Origin of the sequence: Vibrio sp. MA40-2, from assembly GCF_047302445.1 — a bacterium.
GTDB lineage: Bacteria > Pseudomonadota > Gammaproteobacteria > Enterobacterales > Vibrionaceae > Vibrio.
In genome coordinates, this window is sequence record NZ_CP178628.1 from 1,074,755 (window position 1) to 1,099,867 (window position 25,113).

At 43.0% G+C, this 25,113-nt stretch carries 14 protein-coding genes, 6 tRNA genes and 3 rRNA genes; 20 read left to right on the top strand and 3 right to left on the bottom strand.

Annotation, left to right across the window (positions count from 1 at the left end; genetic code table 11):
• The first annotated feature begins 62 nt into the window (after window positions 1-62).
• The 5 genes from ACLKML_RS12600 (at window position 63) to ACLKML_RS12620 (ending at window position 5,531) form a co-directional block, all read left to right on the top strand.
• A 16S ribosomal RNA gene (locus ACLKML_RS12600) occupies window positions 63-1,603 on the top strand.
• Between the two features lie 84 nt (window positions 1,604-1,687).
• Window positions 1,688-1,763: transfer RNA gene (locus ACLKML_RS12605), tRNA-Ala, on the top strand.
• A 349-nt stretch (window positions 1,764-2,112) separates the two neighbouring features.
• Window positions 2,113-5,002, top strand: a 23S ribosomal RNA gene (locus ACLKML_RS12610).
• Window positions 5,003-5,246: 244 nt separating this feature from the next.
• Window positions 5,247-5,362, top strand: a 5S ribosomal RNA gene (rrf, locus tag ACLKML_RS12615).
• The 16S, 23S and 5S rRNA genes sit together here with 2 tRNA genes alongside, the layout of an rRNA operon.
• 92 nt (window positions 5,363-5,454) lie before the next feature.
• A tRNA-Asp gene (locus ACLKML_RS12620) sits at window positions 5,455-5,531 on the top strand.
• 201 nt (window positions 5,532-5,732) lie between these two features.
• Here the strand turns inward: ACLKML_RS12620 and pssA are convergent.
• Entirely contained in the window at window positions 5,733-7,073 is a 1,341-nt protein-coding gene (gene pssA, locus ACLKML_RS12625; RefSeq protein WP_413285604.1) for a CDP-diacylglycerol--serine O-phosphatidyltransferase, read from the bottom strand.
• A gap of 177 nt (window positions 7,074-7,250) precedes the next feature.
• Window positions 7,251-7,700 carry a GNAT family N-acetyltransferase gene (locus ACLKML_RS12630; RefSeq protein ID WP_413285605.1) on the bottom strand — a complete coding sequence of 150 codons (450 nt, stop codon included), beginning with the start codon at window positions 7,698-7,700 and terminating at the stop codon, window positions 7,251-7,253.
• A gap of 64 nt (window positions 7,701-7,764) precedes the next feature.
• On the opposite strand from ACLKML_RS12630, the gene murB reads away from it, so the two are divergent.
• Together murB and birA are read left to right on the top strand one after the other, a co-directional pair.
• Window positions 7,765-8,805 (top strand): UDP-N-acetylmuramate dehydrogenase, encoded by a 1,041-nt coding sequence (gene murB, locus ACLKML_RS12635; protein ID WP_413285606.1) that lies wholly within the window; start codon window positions 7,765-7,767, stop codon window positions 8,803-8,805.
• Window positions 8,806-9,771 carry a bifunctional biotin--[acetyl-CoA-carboxylase] ligase/biotin operon repressor BirA gene (gene birA, locus ACLKML_RS12640; protein WP_413285607.1) on the top strand — a complete coding sequence of 322 codons (966 nt, stop codon included), beginning with the start codon at window positions 8,806-8,808 and terminating at the stop codon, window positions 9,769-9,771.
• A 22-nt stretch (window positions 9,772-9,793) separates the two neighbouring features.
• Here birA and coaA read toward each other — a convergent pair whose 3' ends face one another.
• Window positions 9,794-10,717, bottom strand: coding sequence for a type I pantothenate kinase (gene coaA / locus ACLKML_RS12645; RefSeq protein ID WP_413285608.1), 924 nt, complete (start codon window positions 10,715-10,717; stop codon window positions 9,794-9,796).
• A gap of 207 nt (window positions 10,718-10,924) precedes the next feature.
• Here coaA and ACLKML_RS12650 point away from each other — a divergent pair.
• The 13 genes from ACLKML_RS12650 to rpoC all read left to right on the top strand — a co-directional run bounded on the left by ACLKML_RS12650 (window position 10,925) and on the right by rpoC (window position 24,939).
• Window positions 10,925-11,000, top strand: a tRNA-Thr gene (locus tag ACLKML_RS12650).
• A 41-nt stretch (window positions 11,001-11,041) separates the two neighbouring features.
• Window positions 11,042-11,126 (top strand) — tRNA-Tyr (locus tag ACLKML_RS12655).
• 55 nt (window positions 11,127-11,181) lie between these two features.
• A tRNA-Gly gene (locus ACLKML_RS12660) sits at window positions 11,182-11,256 on the top strand.
• A gap of 10 nt (window positions 11,257-11,266) precedes the next feature.
• A tRNA-Thr gene (locus ACLKML_RS12665) sits at window positions 11,267-11,342 on the top strand.
• 137 nt (window positions 11,343-11,479) lie between these two features.
• A complete protein-coding gene (gene tuf, locus ACLKML_RS12670; protein ID WP_413285609.1) occupies window positions 11,480-12,664 on the top strand; it encodes an elongation factor Tu in 1,185 nt (394 codons plus the stop codon).
• 228 nt (window positions 12,665-12,892) lie between these two features.
• Complete coding sequence (gene secE, locus ACLKML_RS12675) at window positions 12,893-13,270, top strand: preprotein translocase subunit SecE (RefSeq protein ID WP_413285610.1); 378 nt, start codon at window positions 12,893-12,895, stop codon at window positions 13,268-13,270.
• 12 nt (window positions 13,271-13,282) lie between these two features.
• The gene (nusG, locus tag ACLKML_RS12680; RefSeq protein WP_317718587.1) at window positions 13,283-13,831 is read left to right on the top strand and encodes a transcription termination/antitermination protein NusG; all 549 of its coding nucleotides are present in this window, start codon (window positions 13,283-13,285) and stop codon (window positions 13,829-13,831) included.
• Between the two features lie 155 nt (window positions 13,832-13,986).
• A complete protein-coding gene (rplK, locus tag ACLKML_RS12685; protein ID WP_413285611.1) occupies window positions 13,987-14,415 on the top strand; it encodes a 50S ribosomal protein L11 in 429 nt (142 codons plus the stop codon).
• A gap of 4 nt (window positions 14,416-14,419) precedes the next feature.
• The gene (gene rplA / locus ACLKML_RS12690; protein WP_413285612.1) at window positions 14,420-15,124 is read left to right on the top strand and encodes a 50S ribosomal protein L1; all 705 of its coding nucleotides are present in this window, start codon (window positions 14,420-14,422) and stop codon (window positions 15,122-15,124) included.
• Window positions 15,125-15,427: 303 nt separating this feature from the next.
• A complete protein-coding gene (gene rplJ, locus ACLKML_RS12695; RefSeq protein WP_317718584.1) occupies window positions 15,428-15,922 on the top strand; it encodes a 50S ribosomal protein L10 in 495 nt (164 codons plus the stop codon).
• A gap of 57 nt (window positions 15,923-15,979) precedes the next feature.
• The gene (gene rplL / locus ACLKML_RS12700) at window positions 15,980-16,348 is read left to right on the top strand and encodes a 50S ribosomal protein L7/L12 (protein ID WP_413285613.1); all 369 of its coding nucleotides are present in this window, start codon (window positions 15,980-15,982) and stop codon (window positions 16,346-16,348) included.
• A 238-nt stretch (window positions 16,349-16,586) separates the two neighbouring features.
• A complete protein-coding gene (rpoB, locus tag ACLKML_RS12705) occupies window positions 16,587-20,615 on the top strand; it encodes a DNA-directed RNA polymerase subunit beta (protein WP_413285614.1) in 4,029 nt (1,342 codons plus the stop codon).
• A 118-nt stretch (window positions 20,616-20,733) separates the two neighbouring features.
• The gene (rpoC, locus tag ACLKML_RS12710) at window positions 20,734-24,939 is read left to right on the top strand and encodes a DNA-directed RNA polymerase subunit beta' (protein WP_413285615.1); all 4,206 of its coding nucleotides are present in this window, start codon (window positions 20,734-20,736) and stop codon (window positions 24,937-24,939) included.
• Window positions 24,940-25,113: the final 174 nt, after the last annotated feature.

Consider the following 25,113-nt stretch of genomic DNA (forward strand, 5'->3'; position numbering starts at 1 on the left):
AAAGTCAGTATTCATTGAGACCCGTTTTTCTTTCTTAGGAAAGAGAAACACATCAAAATCTTAAATTGAAGAGTTTGATCATGGCTCAGATTGAACGCTGGCGGCAGGCTTAACACATGCAAGTCGAGCGGAAACGAAAATAGCTTGCTATTTGGCGTCGAGCGGCGGACGGGTGAGTAATGCTTAGGAATTTGCCCAGTTGAGGGGGATAACCATTGGAAACGATGGCTAATACCGCATACGCCCTACGGGGGAAAGGAGGGGACCTTCGGGCCTTCCGCGATTGGATAAGCCTAAGTGAGATTAGCTAGTTGGTGGGGTAATGGCTCACCAAGGCGACGATCTCTAGCTGGTCTGAGAGGATGATCAGCCACACTGGAACTGAGACACGGTCCAGACTCCTACGGGAGGCAGCAGTGGGGAATATTGCACAATGGGCGAAAGCCTGATGCAGCCATGCCGCGTGTATGAAGAAGGCCTTCGGGTTGTAAAGTACTTTCAGTCGTGAGGAAGGTGTTGTACTTAATACGTGCAACATTTGACGTTAGCGACAGAAGAAGCACCGGCTAACTCCGTGCCAGCAGCCGCGGTAATACGGAGGGTGCGAGCGTTAATCGGAATTACTGGGCGTAAAGCGCATGCAGGTGGTTTGTTAAGTCAGATGTGAAAGCCCGGGGCTCAACCCCGGAAGGTCATTTGAAACTGGCAAACTAGAGTACTGTAGAGGGGGGTAGAATTTCAGGTGTAGCGGTGAAATGCGTAGAGATCTGAAGGAATACCAGTGGCGAAGGCGGCCCCCTGGACAGATACTGACACTCAGATGCGAAAGCGTGGGGAGCAAACAGGATTAGATACCCTGGTAGTCCACGCCGTAAACGATGTCTACTTGGAGGTTGCGGTCTTGAACTGTGGCTTTCGGAGCTAACGCGTTAAGTAGACCGCCTGGGGAGTACGGTCGCAAGATTAAAACTCAAATGAATTGACGGGGGCCCGCACAAGCGGTGGAGCATGTGGTTTAATTCGATGCAACGCGAAGAACCTTACCTACTCTTGACATCCTCAGAAGAGAAAAGAGATTTTCTTGTGCCTTCGGGAACTGAGAGACAGGTGCTGCATGGCTGTCGTCAGCTCGTGTTGTGAAATGTTGGGTTAAGTCCCGCAACGAGCGCAACCCTTATCCTTAATTGCCAGCGAGTTATGTCGGGAACTTTGGGGAGACTGCCGGTGATAAACCGGAGGAAGGTGGGGACGACGTCAAGTCATCATGGCCCTTACGAGTAGGGCTACACACGTGCTACAATGGCGCATACAGAGGGCAGCTAACTAGCAATAGTGTGCGAATCCCAAAAAGTGCGTCGTAGTCCGGATTGGAGTCTGCAACTCGACTCCATGAAGTCGGAATCGCTAGTAATCGTAGATCAGAATGCTACGGTGAATACGTTCCCGGGCCTTGTACACACCGCCCGTCACACCATGGGAGTGGGCTGCAAAAGAAGTAGGTAGTTTAACCTTCGGGGGGACGCTTACCACTTTGTGGTTCATGACTGGGGTGAAGTCGTAACAAGGTAGCCCTAGGGGAACCTGGGGCTGGATCACCTCCTTAAACGATAAGATTGTGATTGATGAGTGTTCACACAGATTGATTAGGTTTAGAAAGTAAAGAGAGGAATTGTATTTCCTAGTACGAGGGGCTATAGCTCAGCTGGGAGAGCGCTTCGCTGGCAGCGAAGAGGTCTGCGGTTCGATCCCGCATAGCTCCACCATTTTTAAGTGTTTTTATATATATGAAAATATTTAAAAATGGTTTTTTTCTTTAAATAGAATGAAAATCTTTGCTCTTTAACAATTTGGAAAGCTGACGAATAACAACTTTGATTGGTTGTTATTCAAATAAAAGTTCTCAAATCCTATGACTCATTATGAGTGATAGGTACCAACACACATTCAAGTGTTCTTGGAAGCAGCGAAAGCTGTTTATATTTGAGTCCGGCAAAATCGAACGTTGTCTCGCTCATTCAAATAATGAGACAACAATAAACACCTTGGTTGTTTGCCATACGCTTATTTATCGTCACGTAAGTGACAGTAAAAAGAAACCCCTTGGGGTTGTATGGTTAAGTGACTAAGCGTACACGGTGGATGCCTTGGCAGTCAGAGGCGATGAAAGACGTAATAACTTGCGATAAGCCCAGATTAGGTAGTAATAACCGTTTGAGTCTGGGATTTCTGAATGGGGAAACCCACTAGCATAAGCTAGTATTATTAACTGAATACATAGGTTAATAAGGCAAACCCGGGGAACTGAAACATCTAAGTACCCGGAGGAGTAGAAATCAACCGAGATTCCGAAAGTAGCGGCGAGCGAAATTGGACTAGCCCTTAAGCTTTTAATGATGCAGGTGAAGATTCTGGAAAGTATCGCGATACAGGGTGATAGCCCCGTAACCGACACATCATTTTAAGTGAAAACGAGTAAGGCGGGACACGTGATATCCTGTTTGAATATGGGGGGACCATCCTCCAAGGCTAAATACTACTGACTGACCGATAGTGAACCAGTACCGTGAGGGAAAGGCGAAAAGAACCCCTGTGAGGGGAGTGAAATAGAACCTGAAACCGTGTACGTACAAGCAGTAGGAGCACCTTTTTGGTGTGACTGCGTACCTTTTGTATAATGGGTCAGCGACTTATATTTAGTAGCAAGGTTAACCGAATAGGGGAGCCGTAGGGAAACCGAGTCTTAACTGGGCGTCGAGTTGCTAGGTATAGACCCGAAACCAGGTGATCTAGCCATGGGCAGGTTGAAGGTTGAGTAACATCAACTGGAGGACCGAACCGACTAATGTTGAAAAATTAGCGGATGACTTGTGGCTAGGGGTGAAAGGCCAATCAAACCTGGAGATAGCTGGTTCTCCCCGAAAGCTATTTAGGTAGCGCCTCGGACGAATACTACTGGGGGTAGAGCACTGTTAAGGCTAGGGGGTCATCCCGACTTACCAACCCTTTGCAAACTCCGAATACCAGTAAGTACTATCCGGGAGACACACGGCGGGTGCTAACGTCCGTCGTGGAGAGGGAAACAACCCAGACCGCCAGCTAAGGTCCCAAAGTATAGCTAAGTGGGAAACGATGTGGGAAGGCTCAGACAGCCAGGATGTTGGCTTAGAAGCAGCCATCATTTAAAGAAAGCGTAATAGCTCACTGGTCGAGTCGGCCTGCGCGGAAGATGTAACGGGGCTAAGCTATACACCGAAGCTGCGGCAATGAAGTTTACTTCATTGGGTAGGGGAGCGTTCTGTAAGCCGTTGAAGGTGAACTGTAAGGTTTGCTGGAGGTATCAGAAGTGCGAATGCTGACATGAGTAACGATAATGGGGGTGAAAAACCCCCACGCCGGAAGACCAAGGGTTCCTGTCCAACGTTAATCGGGGCAGGGTAAGTCGACCCCTAAGGCGAGGCTGAAAAGCGTAGTCGATGGGAAACGGGTTAATATTCCCGTACTTCTTATAATTGCGATGGGGGGACGGAGAAGGCTAGGTGGGCCTGGCGATGGTAGTCCAGGTTCAAGGGTGTAGGCTAATTTCTTAGGTAAATCCGGGAAATTATTAGGCTGAGACCCGATGTCGAGTCACTACGGTGATGAAGTCATTGATGCCATACTTCCAGGAAAAGCCTCTAAGCTTCAGATTATAAGGAATCGTACCCCAAACCGACACAGGTGGTCGGGTAGAGAATACCAAGGCGCTTGAGAGAACTCGGGTGAAGGAACTAGGCAAAATGGTACCGTAACTTCGGGAGAAGGTACGCTCTTGACGGTGAAATCCCTAGCGGATGGAGCTATTGGGAGTCGCAGATACCAGGTGGCTGCAACTGTTTATTAAAAACACAGCACTGTGCAAAATCGTAAGATGACGTATACGGTGTGACGCCTGCCCGGTGCCGGAAGGTTAATTGATGGGGTTAGTCTTAGGACGAAGCTCTTGATCGAAGCCCCGGTAAACGGCGGCCGTAACTATAACGGTCCTAAGGTAGCGAAATTCCTTGTCGGGTAAGTTCCGACCTGCACGAATGGCGTAATGATGGCCACGCTGTCTCCACCCGAGACTCAGTGAAATTGAAATCGCTGTGAAGATGCAGTGTACCCGCGGCTAGACGGAAAGACCCCGTGAACCTTTACTACAGCTTGGCACTGAACATTGACCCTACATGTGTAGGATAGGTGGGAGACTATGAAACTTCGTCGCTAGATGGAGTGGAGTCAACCTTGAAATACCACCCTTGTATGCTTGATGTTCTAACTTAGTCCCCTAATCGGGGATGAGGACAGTGCCTGGTGGGTAGTTTGACTGGGGCGGTCTCCTCCCAAAGAGTAACGGAGGAGCACGAAGGTGGGCTAAACACGGTTGGACATCGTGTGGTTAGTGCAATGGCATAAGCCCGCTTGACTGCGAGAATGACAATTCGAGCAGGTGCGAAAGCAGGTCATAGTGATCCGGTGGTTCTGAATGGAAGGGCCATCGCTCAACGGATAAAAGGTACTCCGGGGATAACAGGCTGATACCGCCCAAGAGTTCATATCGACGGCGGTGTTTGGCACCTCGATGTCGGCTCATCACATCCTGGGGCTGAAGTCGGTCCCAAGGGTATGGCTGTTCGCCATTTAAAGTGGTACGCGAGCTGGGTTTAGAACGTCGTGAGACAGTTCGGTCCCTATCTGCCGTGGGCGTTGGAAGATTGAAGGGGGCTGCTCCTAGTACGAGAGGACCGGAGTGGACGAACCTCTGGTGTTCGGGTTGTCATGCCAATGGCATTGCCCGGTAGCTAAGTTCGGAATCGATAAGCGCTGAAAGCATCTAAGCGCGAAGCGAGCCCTGAGATGAGTCTTCCCTGGCACTTTACGTGTCCTAAAGGGTTGTTCGAGACTAGAACGTTGATAGGCAGGGTGTGTAAGTGCTGCGAGGCATTGAGCTAACCTGTACTAATTGCCCGTGAGGCTTAACCATACAACACCCAAGGGGTTTTGTGGACTCAGATAGAGAACATTGAATGTGTAGAGACTTTTATAATTAGCTTTCCAAGTTTTTTAGACTTTCCAAGTGCTTTAGGTAGCGCAGGGATAAAGTTTGCTGGCAAGGCAACTTGAGTAACGATTGAAGGCGCTTACATTGGTAAGTAACTGAAAGAGTGAACAAGTTAACGCAGTCCAGCGAGTTTTATCACAAGCGGGAGGTTTAATACCAAATTTTGCTTGGCGACCATAGCATTGTGGACCCACCTGAACCCATGCCGAACTCAGAAGTGAAACGCAATAGCGCCGATGGTAGTGTGGGGTTTCCCCATGTGAGAGTAGGACATCGCCAGGCTCTAATTCGCTTTTATCTTTTTTAGAGAAGATGAAGGCAAACATTAATAAAGCTTACCAATAAGACTTTATTAAGTGTTACCAATACCATGTGGAGTGGTAGTTCAGTTGGTTAGAATACCGGCCTGTCACGCCGGGGGTCGCGGGTTCGAGTCCCGTCCACTCCGCCATTTGGTATTGAAATCTAGTAAGAATTTTAAAAAGCCTCAACAGAAATGTTGAGGCTTTTTTGCGTTTTTATAATGTACTTAATTTTTAAATCAATTTACGTTATTTATTTTTATCTTGTAATAAAAACAAATAACGTAGCAAAGACTAAGAACTTTCTTTGCTACTGTTTGAATGTCTGTAGTTGAATGAAAAGGACGTGTCTATAAAATGCTTTTAAGTACTTTATCTGCTTTGACTCGTGTTATCTTACGGATAAGTTTTTGTACTTCTACAGGATAAGTATCAAGCCTGTCTAATTGCTTATAACTACCAATTAAATCTGTATGTTTCAGGATGTTTTCTATCTCAGCCTCAAACTTTGATGTTAAAAGGTGCTGGTTATCTTGTATTAATAAAGCATTTTCCAGATCTAAGCTCCAAGCTCGTGGATTGAGGTTATTACCCGTTAATAACATATAACGCTTATCTACCCAAATACCTTTTAAGTGAAAGCTATTGTTATCATGTTTCCAAAGCTTTAATGATAGCTTTCTACTTGCCATATTTGCTTCATTCATTTTAGCGAAACGTCTTAAATTCATTTCATATAAATAAGGCAAACCTGCAATAGTTTTGAACGGTTCATCAGGAGAGATATAAAAATCGTTGGCAGTTTTATCTCCAACGACGATGGTTACTTTTACCCCTCGTCTTAATGCTCGTTTTACCTGTTTAGCGACACTTTTAGGAAAGTTGAAATAAGGTGTGCAAATGAAAATTTCATCTTTAGCGGCAGCAATAAGCTGATTTATCCTAAGGTTAAGTTTATTGCGTCTTTTACCTATGCCGACAAGTGGCGTTATTGCTACTTGGTTGTTTTGGGCTACTTCATGCTCAAATTTATATTCCGACTGTGCTAAAGACGAGCGAAAGCGTCGAATAGCGAGTTTTATTTCTTTGGTATTAGGCTTGTTAGGACAGCAGAGATCATAGACTGCTGGATGAGCTATCATGTCGTTTTTAATAAAGTTAACCATCGATGTCGCTAAAGTATAGTTATTCAGAACATGATAGCGGTCAAACCGATATTTTTCGTGAAAGTTTAAATAGATATTATTGAGGCTTGCCCCGCTATAAATTACAGTATCATCTATGACAAAGCCTTTAAGGTGCAACACACCAAAAACTTCACGACCACGCACTGGAATACCGTATACGGGAACTTTATGGGTATATTTTGCAGAATACTCTTTGTATAAACTCGCATTGCCTTCGGAATGTTCTGCGCCAATTAAGCCTCTTTGTGCTCTGTGCCAATCAACACAAACAACAACGTCGAGATTGGGATTGTTCTGTTTTGCCTGATAGAGCGCGGTTAGGATTTCCTGACCTGCTTCATCATCTTCTAAGTAGAGTGCGGTGATATAAATACGTTTTTGAGCATTTCGAATGTGCGCCAACAAACATTCTCTAAAGTCTTCAGCAGTATGCAGGATATTAAAATCATCTGCATCTAAAGCGATAGTAGGCATCTGTTTGAACGGATTGTGTAATGCCATCATATTATATAAATTGCCTCAGGGATTAAAAGTTAACTAAATTAAATCTTATCAAATGTCTACATAGAGTAACTAATGATTACTGTGAGAATTGATACGTGATCATCAATGATATTGAAATTTTTAAAGATTAGACACTAATTTATGACTAGAATAATGATAAATTGACAAAATAATAAGTCAGAATGATAGCAATGACTGATCGGAATCGGAGTAATGCATTGCTGAAAGAGGTTTACCGCTCGCCGAATAGCGTAGTAATAGTTTCTTTAATGGTTCTGGTAATCGTTCTGTGGGTGTAAGCCTAAAATTATGTTGTTGGTAAAATTCTTCAAGGTTGGAATAGGCGAAGCAATAGTCGCGATTATTCAGTGCTACTTTGCTACAGTGTTGAAGTAATAAGTGACCAATACCGAATCCTCTGTATTTGGGTATGACTAGCATTCCGGTTAACAAACGATACTCACCAATCGTCTTTAAGCGTACAACTCCACACAGTTCCTGATCACGGCGAGCAATAAATATTAACTCATCCTTCTTTGCTTTGGATGATTTATAGTGCTGCTTGTATAATTTTTGAACCAATGGGATCATTTGTGGGTCAAGCTGGCTAATGGTTATTTGCATCATTCAAACTGTGCTTATTCGTTCAATAGGGTAGAATAGTTAGATTGTTATTTTATCCTCGAATGCTATGCAAATATATAAAAAAGCTAATTTAAAGTCGTTTCATACCTTCGCAGTGAATGTGACCTGTGATTTTCTGGTAATTATTGAATCGCAACAGGATCTTATTTCTGTTTATCAGAATAGTGAGTGGAATGACTTACCTAAGCTTTTATTAGGTAAGGGAAGTAATGTTCTCTTTACTGAGCATTTTAGCGGTGTGATTGTTATTAATCGTCTTTCAGGAATACAAGTAACTGAAAGTAACACTCATTGGCATCTTGATATTAAAGGTGGCGAGGATTGGCCTGAGCTTGTTGAATGGACGTTAACACAAGGCTATCTAGGGCTAGAAAACTTGGCATTAATCCCCGGTTGTGCTGGTTCTGCTCCTATCCAAAACATTGGTGCTTATGGTGTGGAATTTAAAGATGTTTGTGAGTATGTCGAAGTATTGCATCTTGATAGCTTTGTAGTCTCTAAATTGACAACAGAAGCGTGCAAGTTTGGTTATAGAGACTCTATCTTCAAAAATAAGTTACGCAGCAAAGTAGCAGTGATGAGTATCGGTTTAAAGTTGCCTAAACAGTGGAAACCAGTTGTTAACTATGGAAGCTTAGCTGCTATTCCTGTTGATGAATTGAGTGCTAAACGAGTTTTTGATGAAATTTGTTTAGTTCGAAGAAATAAATTACCTGATCCTGATGTCATTGGAAACGCAGGTAGTTTTTTTAAAAATCCAATAATTACTGGTGAACATTGCCAGAAATTAAAGGCACAGTTTCCAGAAATGGTCGCCCATTCAGTAAATGAAGGTATGAAAGTCGCTGCTGGTTGGCTAATTGATCATAGTGAATTAAAAGGCGTAACTTGTGGAGGTGCGATGGTACACAGAGAGCAAGCACTAGTGATCGTTAATATGAATGATGCTAGCGCGCAGGATATTCTAGAACTAGCCAGAAAAATATGCGCGAAAGTGCTCGAAAAATATCAGATACATTTAGAGCACGAAGTTCGTTTTTTTAATTCAAAAGAAGAAACATATCTACATAAAATGATAAGTAAATAAATGAAAGATTATAGCGTCAAACTTAAGATCATCGAATTGTTATCTTCTGGAGAGTTTGTGTCTGGTGAACTGCTAGGTTCTAAACTGGGTATATCTAGGGCTGCAATAGGTAAACATATAAAAAGCATTTTATCTTGGGGCTTGGATATATACCGGGTTCAGGGTAAGGGATATCGCTTATCAAAGCCGATTGAGCTATTGCATAAGCAAAAAATCGAGGCGCTCACAAATCAAAATATCGAGTTAATTCCTGTGATCGATTCGACTAATCAATATTTACTGGAACGAAATGGCTCTCTAGAGAGTGGCGCGACTTGTCTAGCAGAATATCAATATCATGGTAGAGGAAGAAGAGGTCGACAATGGGTTTCTCCTTTTGGCAGCAACTTGTACTTATCTATGTATTGGAAACTTGAAGCCGGTATGGCGGCATCAATGGGATTAAGTTTAGTTGTTGGTGTTGCAGTGGTTGAGGCATTGGAATCTATAGGTATTAAAGGTATCAAACTTAAATGGCCAAACGACCTTTATTACAATGATAAGAAACTCGCAGGAATATTAGTTGAGATGAATGGACAAGCAGGGGGGGCGGCAAATTTAGTTATCGGTATGGGTATGAATATCGATATGCCAATGGCTATTGCTGGTATCGATCAACCATGGACCTCTTTATCGGGTGTGACTAGTGACTTACCTGAACGGAATATTTTAGCTGCAACTATTATTAACACTTGGAAGAAAACACTTGAAGATTATGAGCTATTTGGTATGAACGAATTTGTACCAAGGTGGAACCGTTTGGATAATTTTATAGATAGACCAGCTAAACTACTCATGGGAGAACGACAGGTCTCTGGTGTTGTAAAAGGGATCAACGATCAAGGCGCTATATTAATCGAAACACACAATGGAGTAGAGAGCTTCATTGGCGGCGAAATCTCTTTGAGAAAGGATAACGAGATCTAATGACTAAATGCAGTACTGGTTTCTATTTTCTCAATAAAATTTCTTTCACCATATGATTACTGCCCTTTTTCAATATTAACTGAGCTCGTTCTCTTGTTGGCAAAATATTTTCTATTAAATTCTTACCATTAATGGTGCGCCAAATAGTGAGTGCTTTATTAATCGACTCTTGCTTAGATAACTGTGTGTAGTGTGAAAAGTAAGATTCTGGTTTTTTAAATGCACTTTCTCTAAACTTAATGAATCGTTCTATATACCACCGCTCTATAAGTTTTACATCTGCATCGACAAATATGGAAAAATCAACAAAATCTGATACGAAAACACGATGTGGGTCGTGAGGGTAATCCATACCGCTTTGTAAAACATTTAACCCCTCTATAATCAGTACATCGGGCAAATCCACGACTTTTTTTTCCGATGTAATATCGTAGGTAATATGCGAATAAACTGGAGCAGTAACATAACGTTTACACGCTTTTATATCGGAAACAAATTGAACTAATCCTTTCATATCATAAGATTCAGGAAATCCTTTTTTTGACATGAGATCGCGTTTATTGAGTTCTCTATTTGGTAGTAGAAAACCGTCAGTAGTGATTAATTCTACTTTATGGTGTTGTTTCCATTTAGACAGAAGAGCTTTGAGTAGTCTCGCGGTTGTACTTTTGCCTACCGCGACACTTCCTGCGATACCAATTACAAACGGTGGAGAAGGTTGTTCTTTACCTAAAAAATTATGCAATACCGAATTTCTACCTTGCCTAGCAGAGATATAAAGATTCAGTAGCCGAGTTAATGGTAAATAAATTTCCACCGCCTCTTGCATAGACAGCTTTTCATTAATCCCTTGTAATTCTTTTAAATCTTCTTCTGATAATGTCATCGGTACAGAATTACGCAATTCTGACCAATGATTGCGATCAAAAGACATGTAAGGGCTCATAAGATTGCTGCCGTTAAAAAAGAAGGAGAGTGAAAAATACATCAACTTGCTAGGAATTCAAGCGACTTAATCGACATATTGCTATATTAGGTCGATTAAGTGTTTAAAAACCGCACTATAGGCGAGAAAGTTGCGGAAAACGTAACTTTTTTTAATTTACCTATTGCAAGGTAAAAGATCATCAAATAGAATGCGCTCCACTTATGTGCCGACTTAGCTCAGTAGGTAGAGCAACTGACTTGTAATCAGTAGGTCACCAGTTCGATTCCGGTAGTCGGCACCATTTTCTTATAAGCGAAAAAGCTTCAAAGAAAAAGAAATTTTGGAGGGGTTCCCGAGTGGCCAAAGGGAGCAGACTGTAAATCTGCCGGCTCCGCCTTCGATGGTTCGAATCCGTCCCCCTCCACCATATTATTCTTAAGGAACACCATATTCTTAAGGAAATAGCTCTCAGAGTTACGTGTGCGTGCATCGTATAATGGCTATTACCTCAGCCTTCCAAGCTGATGATGCGGGTTCGATTCCCGCTGCACGCTCCATATTATGAGTGCTGATATAGCTCAGTCGGTAGAGCGCACCCTTGGTAAGGGTGAGGTCCCCAGTTCAAATCTGGGTATCAGCACCAGTTCTGAAGCATTGATTTTTTTTTGATTTTTCGTTCCAAAGAAAATATTGTTTTACGAAGAAATTTTACAATATACCAAGTATTTTTGGTTGCGTGGTCATCAAAGCCACCTAAATCCGTACCTAGAGGGACAAGTCATGTCTAAAGAAAAATTTGAACGTACGAAACCGCACGTAAACGTTGGTACTATCGGCCACGTTGACCACGGTAAAACAACTCTAACTGCTGCTATCTGTACTACACTTTCAAAAGTGTACGGCGGTGAAGCAAAAGACTTCGCATCAATCGATAACGCTCCAGAAGAGCGTGAGCGCGGTATCACAATCGCAACGTCTCACGTTGAGTACGATACTCCATCACGTCACTACGCACACGTAGATTGCCCAGGACACGCCGATTATGTTAAAAACATGATCACTGGTGCTGCGCAAATGGACGGCGGTATCCTAGTAGTTGCTGCGACAGATGGCCCTATGCCACAAACTCGTGAGCACATCCTACTTGGTCGTCAGGTTGGTATCCCTTACATCATCGTATTCATGAACAAATGTGACATGGTTGATGATGAAGAACTACTAGAATTAGTAGAGATGGAAGTTCGTGAACTTCTTTCTGAATACGAATTCCCAGGTGATGATCTACCAGTAATCCAAGGTTCTGCTCTAGGCGCACTTAACGGTGAGAAAGAGTGGGAAGATAAGATTGTTGAACTAGCAGAAGCTCTAGACTCATACATCCCTGAGCCAGAGCGTGCAGTAGACCAACCATTCCTACTACCAATTGAAGATGTATTCTCAATTCAAGGTCGTGGTACAGTGGTAACAGGTCGTATCGAACGTGGTATCCTAAACGTAGGTGACGAAGTTGCTATCGTAGGTATCAAAGATACAACGACTACAACATGTACTGGTGTAGAAATGTTCCGTAAACTTCTAGACGAAGGTCGTGCGGGTGAAAACGTTGGTGCACTACTACGTGGTACTAAGCGTGAAGACGTAGAGCGCGGTCAAGTACTAGCGGCTCCAGGTTCAATCACTCCTCACACGAAGTTCGAGTCAGAAGTGTATGTATTGTCTAAAGATGAAGGTGGCCGTCATACTCCATTCTTCAAAGGTTACCGTCCACAGTTCTACTTCCGTACAACAGACGTAACAGGCGACATCACTCTACCAGAAGGCGTAGAGATGGTAATGCCAGGTGACAACATCCAAATGACGGTTGAGCTAATTGCTCCAATCGCAATGGATGAAGGTCTACGCTTCGCGATCCGTGAAGGTGGCCGTACAGTTGGTGCTGGTGTTGTTGCTAAAATCTTCGAATAAGATTTGACTAACCGCTAGTAAAAAGGGCATCATTTGATGCCCTTTTTAAGCACAAGAAAAAAGGGTTGGCTATTTTTATGTTGATCTTATTGAAAAACAAAGAATTTTCTAGTTGAGGTGTTTATCTTGACTGGTCGGTACATCAGAACATTTGATGTATGAAAGAATGAGCCCTGCAGCAGCGGGGTTGTTGTCGTCTAAAGTGAAGACTTGTAACAGGTTGGTTTTATGAACGCAAACGCTGAAACTCCTAATAGCTCAAGTGCAGCAGATACCTTTAAGTGGATTATCGCTTTTGCTCTGCTAGCCGCTGCTGTAGTGGGTAATTACCTGTATGGTGAAATGTCTGTTGTGCTACGTGTCGCTGGTGTGGTTGTATTAATTGCCGCCGCCCTTGGTACTGCTGCAACTACAGTGAAAGGTAAAACAGCGATCAGTTTTGCTCGCGAATCTCGTATGGAAGTTCGCAAGGTAGTTTGGCCTACTCGCCAAGAAACTATGCAAACAACACTGATCGTTTTGGTCGTATGTATTATTATGGCTTTAGTACTTTGGGGAATTGATGGCATTATGGTTCGTCTTGTTTCCTTTGTTACTGGTGCATGAGGGTTTTAATTCATGAGTGAAGCTCCAAAAAAACGTTGGTATGTAGTTCAGGCTTTTTCAGGCTATGAAGGTCGTGTGGCTCAATCCTTACGTGAGCATATAAAAATGCACGCTATGGAAGATTACTTCGGTGAAGTTCTTGTTCCAACTGAAGAAGTGGTTGAGATGCGTGCTGGTCAACGCCGTAAAAGTGAACGCAAATTCTTCCCAGGCTATGTTCTCGTTCAAATGTTAATGAATGATGAATCTTGGCACTTAGTACGTAGCATTCCACGCGTGATGGGCTTCATTGGTGGTACTTCGGATCGCCCAGCTCCAATTACGGATAAAGAAGCAGATGCTATCTTGAATCGTCTAGAGCAAGCGAGCGAAGCACCGCGTCCTAAGACGATGTTCGAAGCGGGTGAAGTAATACGTGTTAACGATGGTCCATTTGCTGACTTCAACGGTACGGTTGAAGAAGTAGATTACGAAAAAAGCCGCATAAAAGTGTCTGTATCGATCTTTGGTCGTGCAACACCAGTAGAGTTAGAATTTGGTCAAGTAGAAAAACTTGATTAAAAAAACATCTTTTTAGACTTGTTTAAGGCGTGAAATGTGATTATAATTTCGCGCCTTTTTATAGGTTATTATTGAATTTAATTATAAATTCTTGTTAAAAAAGCGGGGAGCTGATCAAATAGATTAGCGATTGTACCCAATCATTAGGAAATATCATGGCTAAGAAAGTTGAAGCTTATATCAAGCTGCAAGTAGCAGCAGGTATGGCGAACCCAAGTCCACCAGTTGGTCCTGCATTAGGTCAACATGGTGTGAACATCATGGAATTCTGTAAAGCGTTTAACGCAAAAACAGAATCAATTGAGAAAGGTCTACCGATCCCTGTTGTTATCTCTGTATACAGCGACCGTTCTTTCACGTTCGTTACTAAGACTCCACCAGCAGCAGTTCTTCTGAAGAAAGCGGCAGGTGTTAAATCTGGTTCTGGTCGTCCAAATACTGAGAAAGTTGGTACTGTAACTGACGCTCAGCTGCAAGAAATTGCAGAAACAAAAGCTGCAGACATGACTGGCGCTGACGTTGAAGCAATGAAACGTTCTATCGCAGGTACTGCTCGTTCAATGGGCCTAGTGGTAGAGGGTTAAGATAATGGCAAAACTTACTAAACGTATGCGCGTGATCCGTGACAAAGTTGACGTGACTAAAGAATACGAAATCAATGAAGCAGTTGCACTTCTTAAAGAACTAGCAACCGCTAAATTCGTAGAAAGTGTTGATGTAGCAATTAATCTTGGCATTGATGCTCGTAAATCAGACCAAAACGTACGTGGTGCAACTGTGCTTCCGCACGGTACTGGCCGTGAAATCCGCGTTGCAGTATTCACCCAAGGTGCAAATGCTGAAGCAGCTAAAGAAGCTGGCGCAGATATCGTAGGTATGGAAGATCTTGCTGAGCAAGTTAAGAAAGGTGTTATGGACTTTGACGTTGTTGTTGCTTCTCCAGATGCAATGCGCGTTGTTGGTCAACTTGGTACTATCTTAGGCCCACGTGGTCTTATGCCAAACCCTAAAGTTGGTACTGTGACTCCTAACGTTGCTCAAGCAGTTAAAAATGCTAAAGCTGGTCAGGTTCGTTACCGTAACGACAAGAATGGCATCATTCACACTACTATTGGTAAAGTTTCTTTTGAAACTGCACAACTACAAGAGAACTTAGAAGCTCTTCTAGTAGCAATTAAGAAAGCTAAGCCATCTTCAGCAAAAGGCGTTTTTCTGAAGAAAGTAAGCATCTCTACAACTATGGGTGCTGGTGTGACTGTTGATCAGGTTAGCCTGAACACTGTAACAAACTAATTTGCACAGGCGCAAAATTAATGTATAATTTTGCGCCTGTTTAATTTGTGGTTGGGACTGCTCTAAAACTAAGTTATTTGTGATGTTTTTTTGCACAATACACTTTACTGAGTAGTCTCCGTCCAAGACCGTAGGCGTTTCGATTTTTATGATTGAAACTTAATGTCTACCTACGTAGACGGTGCCCGAACTGATAAAGCGAAACCAAATTGGTTGAGGTTTTTCTGGGAATGCACCGTATTAACTCCCGATATCCATTTATAGATATTGGGTGGTGTAACAACAACCAGGAGTAAATCCAAAATGGCTTTAAATCTTCAAGACAAAAAAGCAATTGTTGCTGAAGTCAACGAAGCGGCCAGTGGTTCACTTTCTGCAGTTGTAGCTGACTCTCGTGGCGTTACTGTTGGCGCAATGACTTCTCTACGTAAACAAGCGCGTGAAGCGGGTGTTTACATGAGAGTTGTGCGTAACACATTAGCACGTCGCGCTGTAGATGGCACAGACTACGAATGTCTTAAAGACGTATTCGTTGGTCCTACTTTGATCGCTTTCTCTAACGAGCACCCAGGTGCTGGTGCGCGTCTTTTTAAAGATTTCGCAAAAGAGAATAAAGAATTTGAGATCAAAGCGGCTGCATTTGAAGGTGTACTGACTGATCCAGAAGTATTAGCGACACTACCAACTTACGACGAAGCAATTGCACGCCTAATGATGTGCATGAAAGAAGCTTCTGCTGGTAAACTGGTACGTACTATCGCTGCTGTTCGCGATCAAAAAGAAGAAGTTGCGGCGTAAGCCTTGCTTTTTATTGATTGCAAAATAAACTAATTGTTGACTTAAAAGAGAATTGTTATGTCTATTACTAACGAACAAATCCTAGACGCAGTTGCAGAAATGTCTGTAATGCAAGTTGTAGAGCTTATCGAAGCTATGGAAGAAAAATTCGGCGTTTCTGCTGCTGCAGCAGTTGTTGCTGGTGGCGCTGCTGCTGGTGAAGCTGCAGAAGAGCAAACTGAATTTGAAGTAGTTCTTGCTTCTGTTGGCGGTAACAAAGTATCTGTTATCAAAGCAGTACGTGGCGCTACAGGCCTAGGTCTTAAAGAAGCTAAGGGTCTAGTTGATAGTGCTCCTGCTTCTATTAAAGAAGGCGTGTCTAAAGAAGAAGCAGAAACACTTAAAGCTACTCTAGAAGAAGCTGGTGCTACTGTTGAAGTTAAGTAATTATTACTTAACTTAGCCGAAAGGCTAATGGCTGGTGGTTTTATAACCACCGGCCTTTTTGCGCTGTAGGGTGTTGGTGAATTTTCCTGCTGTTTAGATACCAATATCCATGCAAAAAAACACTATGTAAGTCAGCTTGCATAGGGTCTACAGTAAACAGTTGCTAGTACTGCCCCGCTCTTTTCGTTAGAAAATGATTGGGTAGATTGGGTCACTTATCAGCGAGCTGAGGAACCCCATGGTTTACTCTTATACCGAGAAAAAGCGCATCCGTAAGGATTTTGGTACTCGTCCACAAGTTTTGGACATTCCATATTTGCTATCGATCCAGCTGGATTCTTTCGATAAATTTATCGATCAAGATCCCGAAGGACAATACGGTCTTGAAGCTGCTTTTCGTTCTGTATTTCCTATTCAGAGCTATAACGGCAATTCTGAGCTACAATACGTTAGCTATCGTCTTGGCGAGCCTGTTTTTGATGTTAAAGAATGTCAAATTCGTGGTGTCACCTATTCAAAACCACTGCGCGTTAAACTGCGTTTAGTTGTATTTGATAGAGATGCACCAGCAGGTACAGTAAAAGACATTAAAGAACAAGAAGTCTACATGGGTGAAATCCCATTGATGACAGACAATGGTACCTTTGTAATTAATGGTACTGAGAGGGTTATCGTATCCCAGTTGCACCGAAGCCCAGGCGTGTTCTTCGACAGCGATAAGGGTAAAACTCACTCATCAGGTAAAGTTTTATATAATGCACGTGTTATTCCTTATCGTGGCTCATGGTTAGACTTTGAGTTCGATCCAAAGGACAACTTGTACGTGCGTATCGACCGTCGTCGTAAGCTTCCTGCCTCTATCATACTTCGTGCATTGGATAAAACGACAGAAGAAATTTTGGATATCTTCTTCGAAAAAGTTAATTTCGAAGTGAAAGACCAAACTCTTATGATGGAGCTAGTTCCTGATCGCCTACGCGGTGAAACAGCGAACTTTGATATTGAAGCGAACGGTAAAGTTTACGTTGAAACCGGTCGTCGTGTTACGGCACGTCACATCCGCAGTCTTGAAAAAGATGGCGTCGAGTTCATCGAAGTACCAGTAGAGTATATTGTTGGTAAAGTAGCGGCTAAAGACTATATCAATGAAGATACCGGCGAAGTTATTGTTGCTGCCAACCAAGAGATTAGCTTAGAAGCATTAGCGAATCTTTCTCAAGCTGGCCACAAAAACTTACAGGTTCTGTTCACTAACGATTTAGACCACGGTCCATTCATGTCTGACACATTACGTGTTGACAGCACCGTTGACCGTTTATCTGCGCTAGTTGAAATCTATCGCATGATGCGTCCTGGTGAGCCACCAACAAAAGATGCAGCAGAAGCTTTATTCCAAAGCTTATTCTTCGCTGTAGAACGCTATGATTTATCGACTGTTGGTCGAATGAAGTTTAATAGCTCTATTGGTCGTGAAGATGCGGGTGAGCAAGGTATTCTTGACGAAACCGACATCATTGAAGTAATGAAAAAACTTATCTCGATTCGTAACGGCAAAGGTGAAGTGGATGATATTGATCACTTAGGAAACCGTCGTATTCGTAGCGTAGGTGAGATGGCAGAAAACCAATTCCGTGTTGGTTTAGTACGTGTTGAACGTGCGGTTAAAGAACGCCTAAGCCTTGGTGATCTTGACGCAATCATGCCTCAAGATTTGATCAACGCTAAGCCTATTTCTGCTGCTGTTAAGGAATTCTTTGGTTCTTCTCAGCTTTCACAGTTTATGGATCAGAACAACCCATTATCAGAAGTAACGCACAAACGTCGTATTTCTGCATTGGGTCCAGGTGGTCTTACTCGTGAACGCGCAGGGTTTGAAGTACGTGATGTTCACGTAACTCACTATGGTCGTCTATGTCCGATCGAAACACCTGAAGGTCCAAACATCGGTCTAATTAACTCGTTGTCTGCTTTTGCACGTTGTAACGATTTCGGTTTCTTAGAAACACCTTATCGTCGTGTAGTTGATGGAATTGTAACTGATGAAGTAGATTACCTATCTGCTATTGAAGAAGGTCAGTTCATTATTGCTCAGGCAAACTCTGCCTTGACTGAAACGAATTCGTTTAGTGAAGAATTAGTTACCGCTCGTCAAAAAGGCGAATCTGGTCTTCACCCACGTGATCAAGTTAACTACATGGACGTTGCAACCAATCAGGTTGTATCTGTTGCTGCATCGCTTATTCCGTTCCTAGAACACGATGATGCGAACCGTGCCTTAATGGGTGCGAACATGCAACGTCAAGCCGTTCCAACATTACGAGCTGATAAGCCTCTTGTTGGTACAGGTATTGAACGTAATGTAGCTGTCGATTCTGGTGTTACAGCAGTAGCAAAACGTGGCGGTATGATCCAGTCAGTTGACGCATCTCGTATCGTAGTTAAGGTTAACGAAAGTGAATTAGTACCTGGCGAAGCTGGTATCGATATTTACAACTTAACCAAATATACGCGTTCTAACCAGAACACATGTATTAACCAACGTCCAACCGTATTGCCTGGTGAGCCAGTAGCAAAAGGTGATGTTATTGCTGATGGTCCTTCAACAGACCTTGGTGAATTGGCGCTTGGTCAAAACATTCGCTTGGCATTTATGCCATGGAACGGGTACAACTTTGAGGATTCAATCCTTGTATCTGAGCGTGTTGTTCAAGAAGACCGTTTTACTACTATTCATATACAAGAATTATCTTGTGTAGCACGTGATACCAAGCTGGGTTCAGAAGAGATCACAGCTGATATTCCAAACGTAGGTGAATCTGCTCTATCTAAACTAGATGAGTCGGGTATCGTTTACATTGGTGCTGAAGTTAAGGGTGGCGACATTCTTGTTGGTAAAGTAACACCAAAAGGTGAAACTCAACTGACTCCTGAAGAAAAACTCTTACGAGCTATCTTCGGTGAAAAAGCATCGGATGTTAAAGATACATCATTGCGTGTGCCTAATTCTGTTTCAGGTACGATTATCGATGTTCAAGTCTTCACTCGTGATGGCGTGGAAAAAGATAAGCGTGCACTTGAAATTGAACAAATGCAGCTAAAAGAAGCGAAGAAAGACCTCACCGAAGAATTTGAGATTCTAGAAGGCGGTTTACTTGCGCGTGTTAGAGCTGTACTTGTGTCAGGCGGTTATTCTGAAGCTAAGCTTGAGTCTATCCACCGTAAACAATGGCTAGAACAAACGTTAGAAGACGATGAGCTACAATCACAGCTTGAGCAACTAGCTGAGCAGTGGGATGAGCTTAAAGCAGATTTCGATAAGAAGTTTGAAAACAAACGTCGTAAAATCACTCAAGGAGACGATTTAGCTCCTGGTGTTCTTAAGATTGTTAAAGTTTATCTAGCGGTTAAGCGTCGTATTCAGCCTGGTGATAAAATGGCCGGCCGTCATGGTAACAAAGGTGTAATCTCTAAGATTAACCCTGTTGAAGACATGCCATACGATGAAAAAGGTCAACCTGTTGATATCGTATTGAACCCACTAGGGGTTCCATCGCGTATGAACATCGGTCAGATCCTTGAAGTTCATATGGGTCTAGCTGCTAAAGGTATTGGTGACAAGATCAACCAAATGCTCAAGGAGCAGCAAGAACTTGCTCGTTTCCGTGAATTCTTGCAAAAGGTTTATGATCTTGGTGACACACGTCAGACAGTAAATATCGCAGAGCTTTCTGATGATGAAGTTCGTACATTAGCAAATAACCTTCGTGGTGGTTTGCCGATTGCAACACCTGTATTTGATGGTGCGCCAGAAGGCTCAATCAAGGAACTATTGAAATTGGGTGACTTACCAGAATCTGGTCAGTTACGTTTATTTGATGGTCGTACTGGTGATGAATTTGAGCGTCCTGTAACCGTTGGTTACATGTATATGCTTAAACTAAACCACCTTGTTGATGACAAGATGCATGCACGTTCTACAGGCTCGTACAGCTTAGTAACTCAGCAACCACTAGGTGGTAAAGCTCAGTTCGGTGGCCAGCGTTTCGGTGAGATGGAAGTATGGGCGCTAGAAGCATACGGTGCCGCTTATACACTACAGGAAATGTTGACCGTTAAGTCCGATGACGTAAATGGCCGTACTAAGATGTATAAGAACATCGTAGACGGAAACCATAGTATGGATCCTGGTATGCCTGAATCCTTCAACGTACTGTTGAAAGAGATTCGCTCACTTGGTATCAACATCGAGCTAGAAGACGAAGAGTAATCCCGTTTTCCTATAAAATAATTATAGGAAGGTAACAGGGTTATCGGTAGAAAGGTTCTCGTTATTGACTGGTTAGCCCATCTGACGAGTTCCTTTTAACTCCTTACAGGAGCTGATTGTGAAAGACTTATTAAACTTTCTAAAAGCACAGCATAAGACCGAAGAATTTGATGCTATCAAAATCGGTCTATCATCACCTGACATGATCCGTTCATGGTCTTTTGGTGAAGTTAAGAAACCTGAAACGATTAACTATCGTACGTTCAAACCAGAGCGTGACGGGCTTTTCTGTGCGCGTATATTTGGACCAGTTAAAGACTACGAATGTCTTTGTGGTAAATATAAGCGTTTAAAACACCGTGGTGTTATCTGTGAGAAGTGTGGCGTAGAAGTTACACAAACTAAAGTTCGTCGTGACCGTATGGGTCACATTGAACTTGCGTCTCCAGTTGCCCATATCTGGTTCTTAAAATCACTTCCGTCTCGTATCGGTCTATTGATGGATATTCCATTGCGTGATATCGAGCGCGTACTTTACTTTGAAATGTACGTAGTGACAGAGCCTGGTATGACTGATCTAGAAAAAGGTCAGATGCTTACAGAAGATGAGTATCTAGATCGTCTAGAAGAGTGGGGTGATGAGTTTACTGCTAAGATGGGTGCAGAAGCGATCAAAGATCTGCTTTCTACCATGGATCTTAATGCTGAAACTGAGCAAATGCGCGAAGAGCTTGAGACAACTAACTCAGAAACTAAGCGTAAAAAAATCACTAAGCGTTTGAAGCTTGTTGAAGCATTCATTACTTCTGGCAACAATCCAGAATGGATGATTTTAACTGTTCTTCCAGTGCTTCCACCAGATCTTCGTCCTCTAGTTCCACTGGACGGCGGGCGTTTTGCAACGTCGGATCTGAACGACCTATATCGTCGTGTGATTAACCGTAACAACCGTTTGAAGCGTCTCTTAGAGCTTGCAGCTCCGGACATTATTGTACGTAACGAAAAACGTATGCTACAAGAATCCGTTGATGCGCTTTTAGATAATGGTCGTCGTGGTCGTGCGATCACTGGTTCTAACAAACGTCCATTGAAATCTCTTGCTGATATGATCAAGGGTAAGCAAGGTCGTTTCCGTCAGAACTTACTAGGTAAACGTGTTGACTATTCTGGTCGTTCTGTAATTACAGTAGGTCCATATTTACGTCTGCACCAGTGTGGTCTTCCTAAGAAGATGGCACTTGAACTATTTAAACCATTTATCTACAGCAAGCTAGAAACTCGTGGCATGGCAACGACGATCAAAGCAGCGAAGAAAATGGTAGAGCGCGAAGAAGCGGTTGTTTGGGATATTCTAGATGACGTTATTCGTGAACACCCAGTATTGTTAAACCGTGCGCCAACACTTCACCGTCTTGGTATTCAAGCGTTTGAACCAGTACTTATCGAAGGTAAAGCAATTCAGCTACACCCACTTGTGTGTGCGGCATATAACGCTGACTTCGATGGTGACCAAATGGCGGTACACGTACCTCTAACTTTGGAAGCGCAACTTGAAGCACGTACACTGATGATGTCGACAAATAACATTTTGTCTCCAGCATCAGGTGATCCAATTATCGTACCTTCTCAGGATGTGGTATTGGGTCTTTATTATATGACTCGTGACAAGATTAACGTTAAAGGCGAGGGCATGTACCTTGCGGGACCAGCAGAAGCAGAAAAGGCTTATCGTACTAAGTCGGCTGAACTTCATGCTCGCGTTAAAGTTCGAATCACTGAAACCGTTGTTGATGAAGATGGCGACAGCACAACTAACACTAAAATGGTTGATACCACTGTTGGACGAGCCATGCTTTGGCAAATCGTACCAAAAGGATTGCCATTTAGCCTTGTTAACCAGAAGCTAGGAAAGAAACAAATTTCTACCCTTCTAAATGAGGCGTATCGTAAGCTTGGTCTTAAAGATACAGTTATTTTTGCTGACCAAATCATGTATACAGGTTTTGCATACGCAGCGCTTTCTGGTGTATCTGTTGGTATCAACGATATGGTTGTTCCGGCAGCCAAATACACTGAAATTTCTGAAGCAGAAGAAGAAGTTCGCGAAATCCAAGAACAATTCCAATCTGGTCTTGTTACTGCGGGTGAGCGTTACAACAAAGTTATCGATATTTGGGCTTCGACCAACGACCGCGTTGCGAAAGCTATGATGGATAACCTTTCTTTTGAAACAGTAATTAACCGTGATGGTGAAGAAGAACAACAAGAATCGTTTAACAGCATCTATATGATGGCTGACTCCGGTGCTCGTGGTTCTGCAGCACAGATTCGTCAGCTTGCTGGTATGCGTGGTTTGATGGCTCGACCAGATGGTTCAATCATCGAAACACCGATTACAGCAAACTTTAAAGAAGGTTTGAACGTACTTCAGTACTTTATCTCTACGCACGGTGCTCGTAAGGGTCTTGCGGATACGGCACTGAAAACAGCAAACTCCGGTTATTTGACACGTCGTCTAGTAGACGTTGCTCAAGATGTTGTTGTGCATGAACATGACTGTGGAACTCATGAAGGTATCGATATGATGCCGCACATTGAAGGTGGTGACGTTAAAGTTGCACTTTCTGAGTTAGCATTAGGTCGTGTTGTAGCTGAAGATGTACTAAAACCAGGTACTGATGATGTATTGATTCCACGTAACACTCTGATCGATGAGAAGTGGTGTCAAATCATGGAAGAAAACTCTGTAGACCGTATGAAAGTACGTTCTGTAGTAACCTGTGATGCAGACTTTGGTTGTTGTGCTCAATGTTATGGTCGTGACCTAGCACGTGGTCACCTTGTTAACCAAGGTGAGGCAGTTGGTGTTATTGCTGCTCAGTCTATCGGTGAACCGGGTACACAGCTTACCATGCGTACGTTCCACATCGGTGGTGCTGCTTCGACAGCGGCTGCTGAGAACAGCATTCAAGCTAAGACAACAGGTACAGTTAAACTTCATAATGCTAAGTTCGTAATTAATAAAGATGACAAACTTATCATTACTTCTCGTGCATCTGAACTAACTATTATTGACGAGTTCGGTCGTACGAAAGAGAAGCACAAACTTCCTTACGGTTCTATGCTGAGTAAGAAGCATGACCAAGACGTTACCGCTGGCGACATCGTTGCTAACTGGGAAGCTCACACCATGCCAATCATTACCGAAGTGGCAGGTCGTATCCAATATGTGGATATGATTGATGGTGTAACAGTTACTCGTCAAACTGATGATTTAACTGGGCTTTCTTCAAGTGAAGTTACCGATCCAGCTGCTCGCTCTACAGCAGGTAAAGATATGCGTCCAGCTATCAAACTTGTTGATGCGAAAGGTAAAGATGTAATGATCCCTGGTACTGATATGCCTGCTCATTACTTCTTGCCAGGTAAAGCGATTGTTCAAATCGAAGATGGCGCAGAAGTGGGTATTGGTGACACATTATCTCGTATTCCACAGAAATCGAGTGGAAACAAAGATATCACCGGTGGTCTTCCTCGAGTAGCTGATCTATTTGAAGCTCGTAAGCCTAAAGAGCCTGCAATTCTTGCTGAACACACTGGTACAGTGTCGTTTGGTAAAGAAACCAAAGGTAAGCGTCGTCTTGTTATTACAAGAGATGGTGGCGAGCATTACGAAGAGATGATTCCTAAGCATCGTCAGCTAAACGTATTTGAAGGTGAGAAGATCGAACGTGGTGATGTTATTGCCGACGGTCCAGAAACACCACATGATATTCTACGTTTACGTGGTATTCGCGCGGTAACCTCTTACATTGCAAACGAAGTACAAGAAGTATACCGTTTGCAAGGCGTTAAGATTAACGATAAGCACATCGAAACTATCGTTCGTCAGATGCTACGTAAGTGTACCATCACTCATGCAGGTGACTCAGAGTTCCTTGCTGGTGAACAAGTTGAATACGCTAACGTTAAGATTGCTAACCGTGCTCTAGAAGCGGAAGGTAAAGAGCCAGCACGTTTTGAACGCGAACTACTGGGTATTACCAAAGCATCTCTAGCAACAGAATCGTTTATTTCTGCCGCTTCGTTCCAAGAAACGACTCGCGTGCTAACAGAAGCCGCTGTTTCTGGTAAGCGCGATGATTTACGTGGTCTAAAAGAGAACGTTATTGTTGGTCGTTTGATCCCAGCAGGTACTGGTTTTGCCTATCACCAAGAACGTCAGAAATTACGTGAAGGTGGTGGTCCAGAAGCCCCATCCGCTGAACAAGCAACAGATAATCTTGCCGCACTACTTAATGCTGGTTTTTCTTCGGAAGAATAAGTATTAACAAAGCGTCAATAAAAGCACCTTCGGGTGCTTTTTTTTCGTTTGGATTTTCACGTTTTCACCTAATGAATTTACCTAGTGATTGGCAAACAGAAGCGGAAAAAAATCCACTCATGTTATGTCAAAAAACCATAATCTATATAAACTTTTGATGTCAAAAAGCATAAG

Bases quoted from the DNA above. Each gene is read 5' to 3' on its own strand.
- pssA (WP_413285604.1), bottom strand. From the start codon at position 7,073: ATGATGGCATTACACAATCCGTTCAAACAGATGCCTACTATCGCTTTA.
- ACLKML_RS12630 (WP_413285605.1), bottom strand. From the start codon at position 7,700: ATGATGCAAATAACCATTAGCCAGCTTGACCCACAAATGATCCCATTG.
- murB (WP_413285606.1), top strand. From the start codon at position 7,765: ATGCAAATATATAAAAAAGCTAATTTAAAGTCGTTTCATACCTTCGCA.
- birA (WP_413285607.1), top strand. From the start codon at position 8,806: ATGAAAGATTATAGCGTCAAACTTAAGATCATCGAATTGTTATCTTCT.
- coaA (WP_413285608.1), bottom strand. From the start codon at position 10,717: ATGAGCCCTTACATGTCTTTTGATCGCAATCATTGGTCAGAATTGCGT.
- tuf (WP_413285609.1), top strand. From the start codon at position 11,480: ATGTCTAAAGAAAAATTTGAACGTACGAAACCGCACGTAAACGTTGGT.
- secE (WP_413285610.1), top strand. From the start codon at position 12,893: ATGAACGCAAACGCTGAAACTCCTAATAGCTCAAGTGCAGCAGATACC.
- nusG (WP_317718587.1), top strand. From the start codon at position 13,283: ATGAGTGAAGCTCCAAAAAAACGTTGGTATGTAGTTCAGGCTTTTTCA.
- rplK (WP_413285611.1), top strand. From the start codon at position 13,987: ATGGCTAAGAAAGTTGAAGCTTATATCAAGCTGCAAGTAGCAGCAGGT.
- rplA (WP_413285612.1), top strand. From the start codon at position 14,420: ATGGCAAAACTTACTAAACGTATGCGCGTGATCCGTGACAAAGTTGAC.
- rplJ (WP_317718584.1), top strand. From the start codon at position 15,428: ATGGCTTTAAATCTTCAAGACAAAAAAGCAATTGTTGCTGAAGTCAAC.
- rplL (WP_413285613.1), top strand. From the start codon at position 15,980: ATGTCTATTACTAACGAACAAATCCTAGACGCAGTTGCAGAAATGTCT.
- rpoB (WP_413285614.1), top strand. From the start codon at position 16,587: ATGGTTTACTCTTATACCGAGAAAAAGCGCATCCGTAAGGATTTTGGT.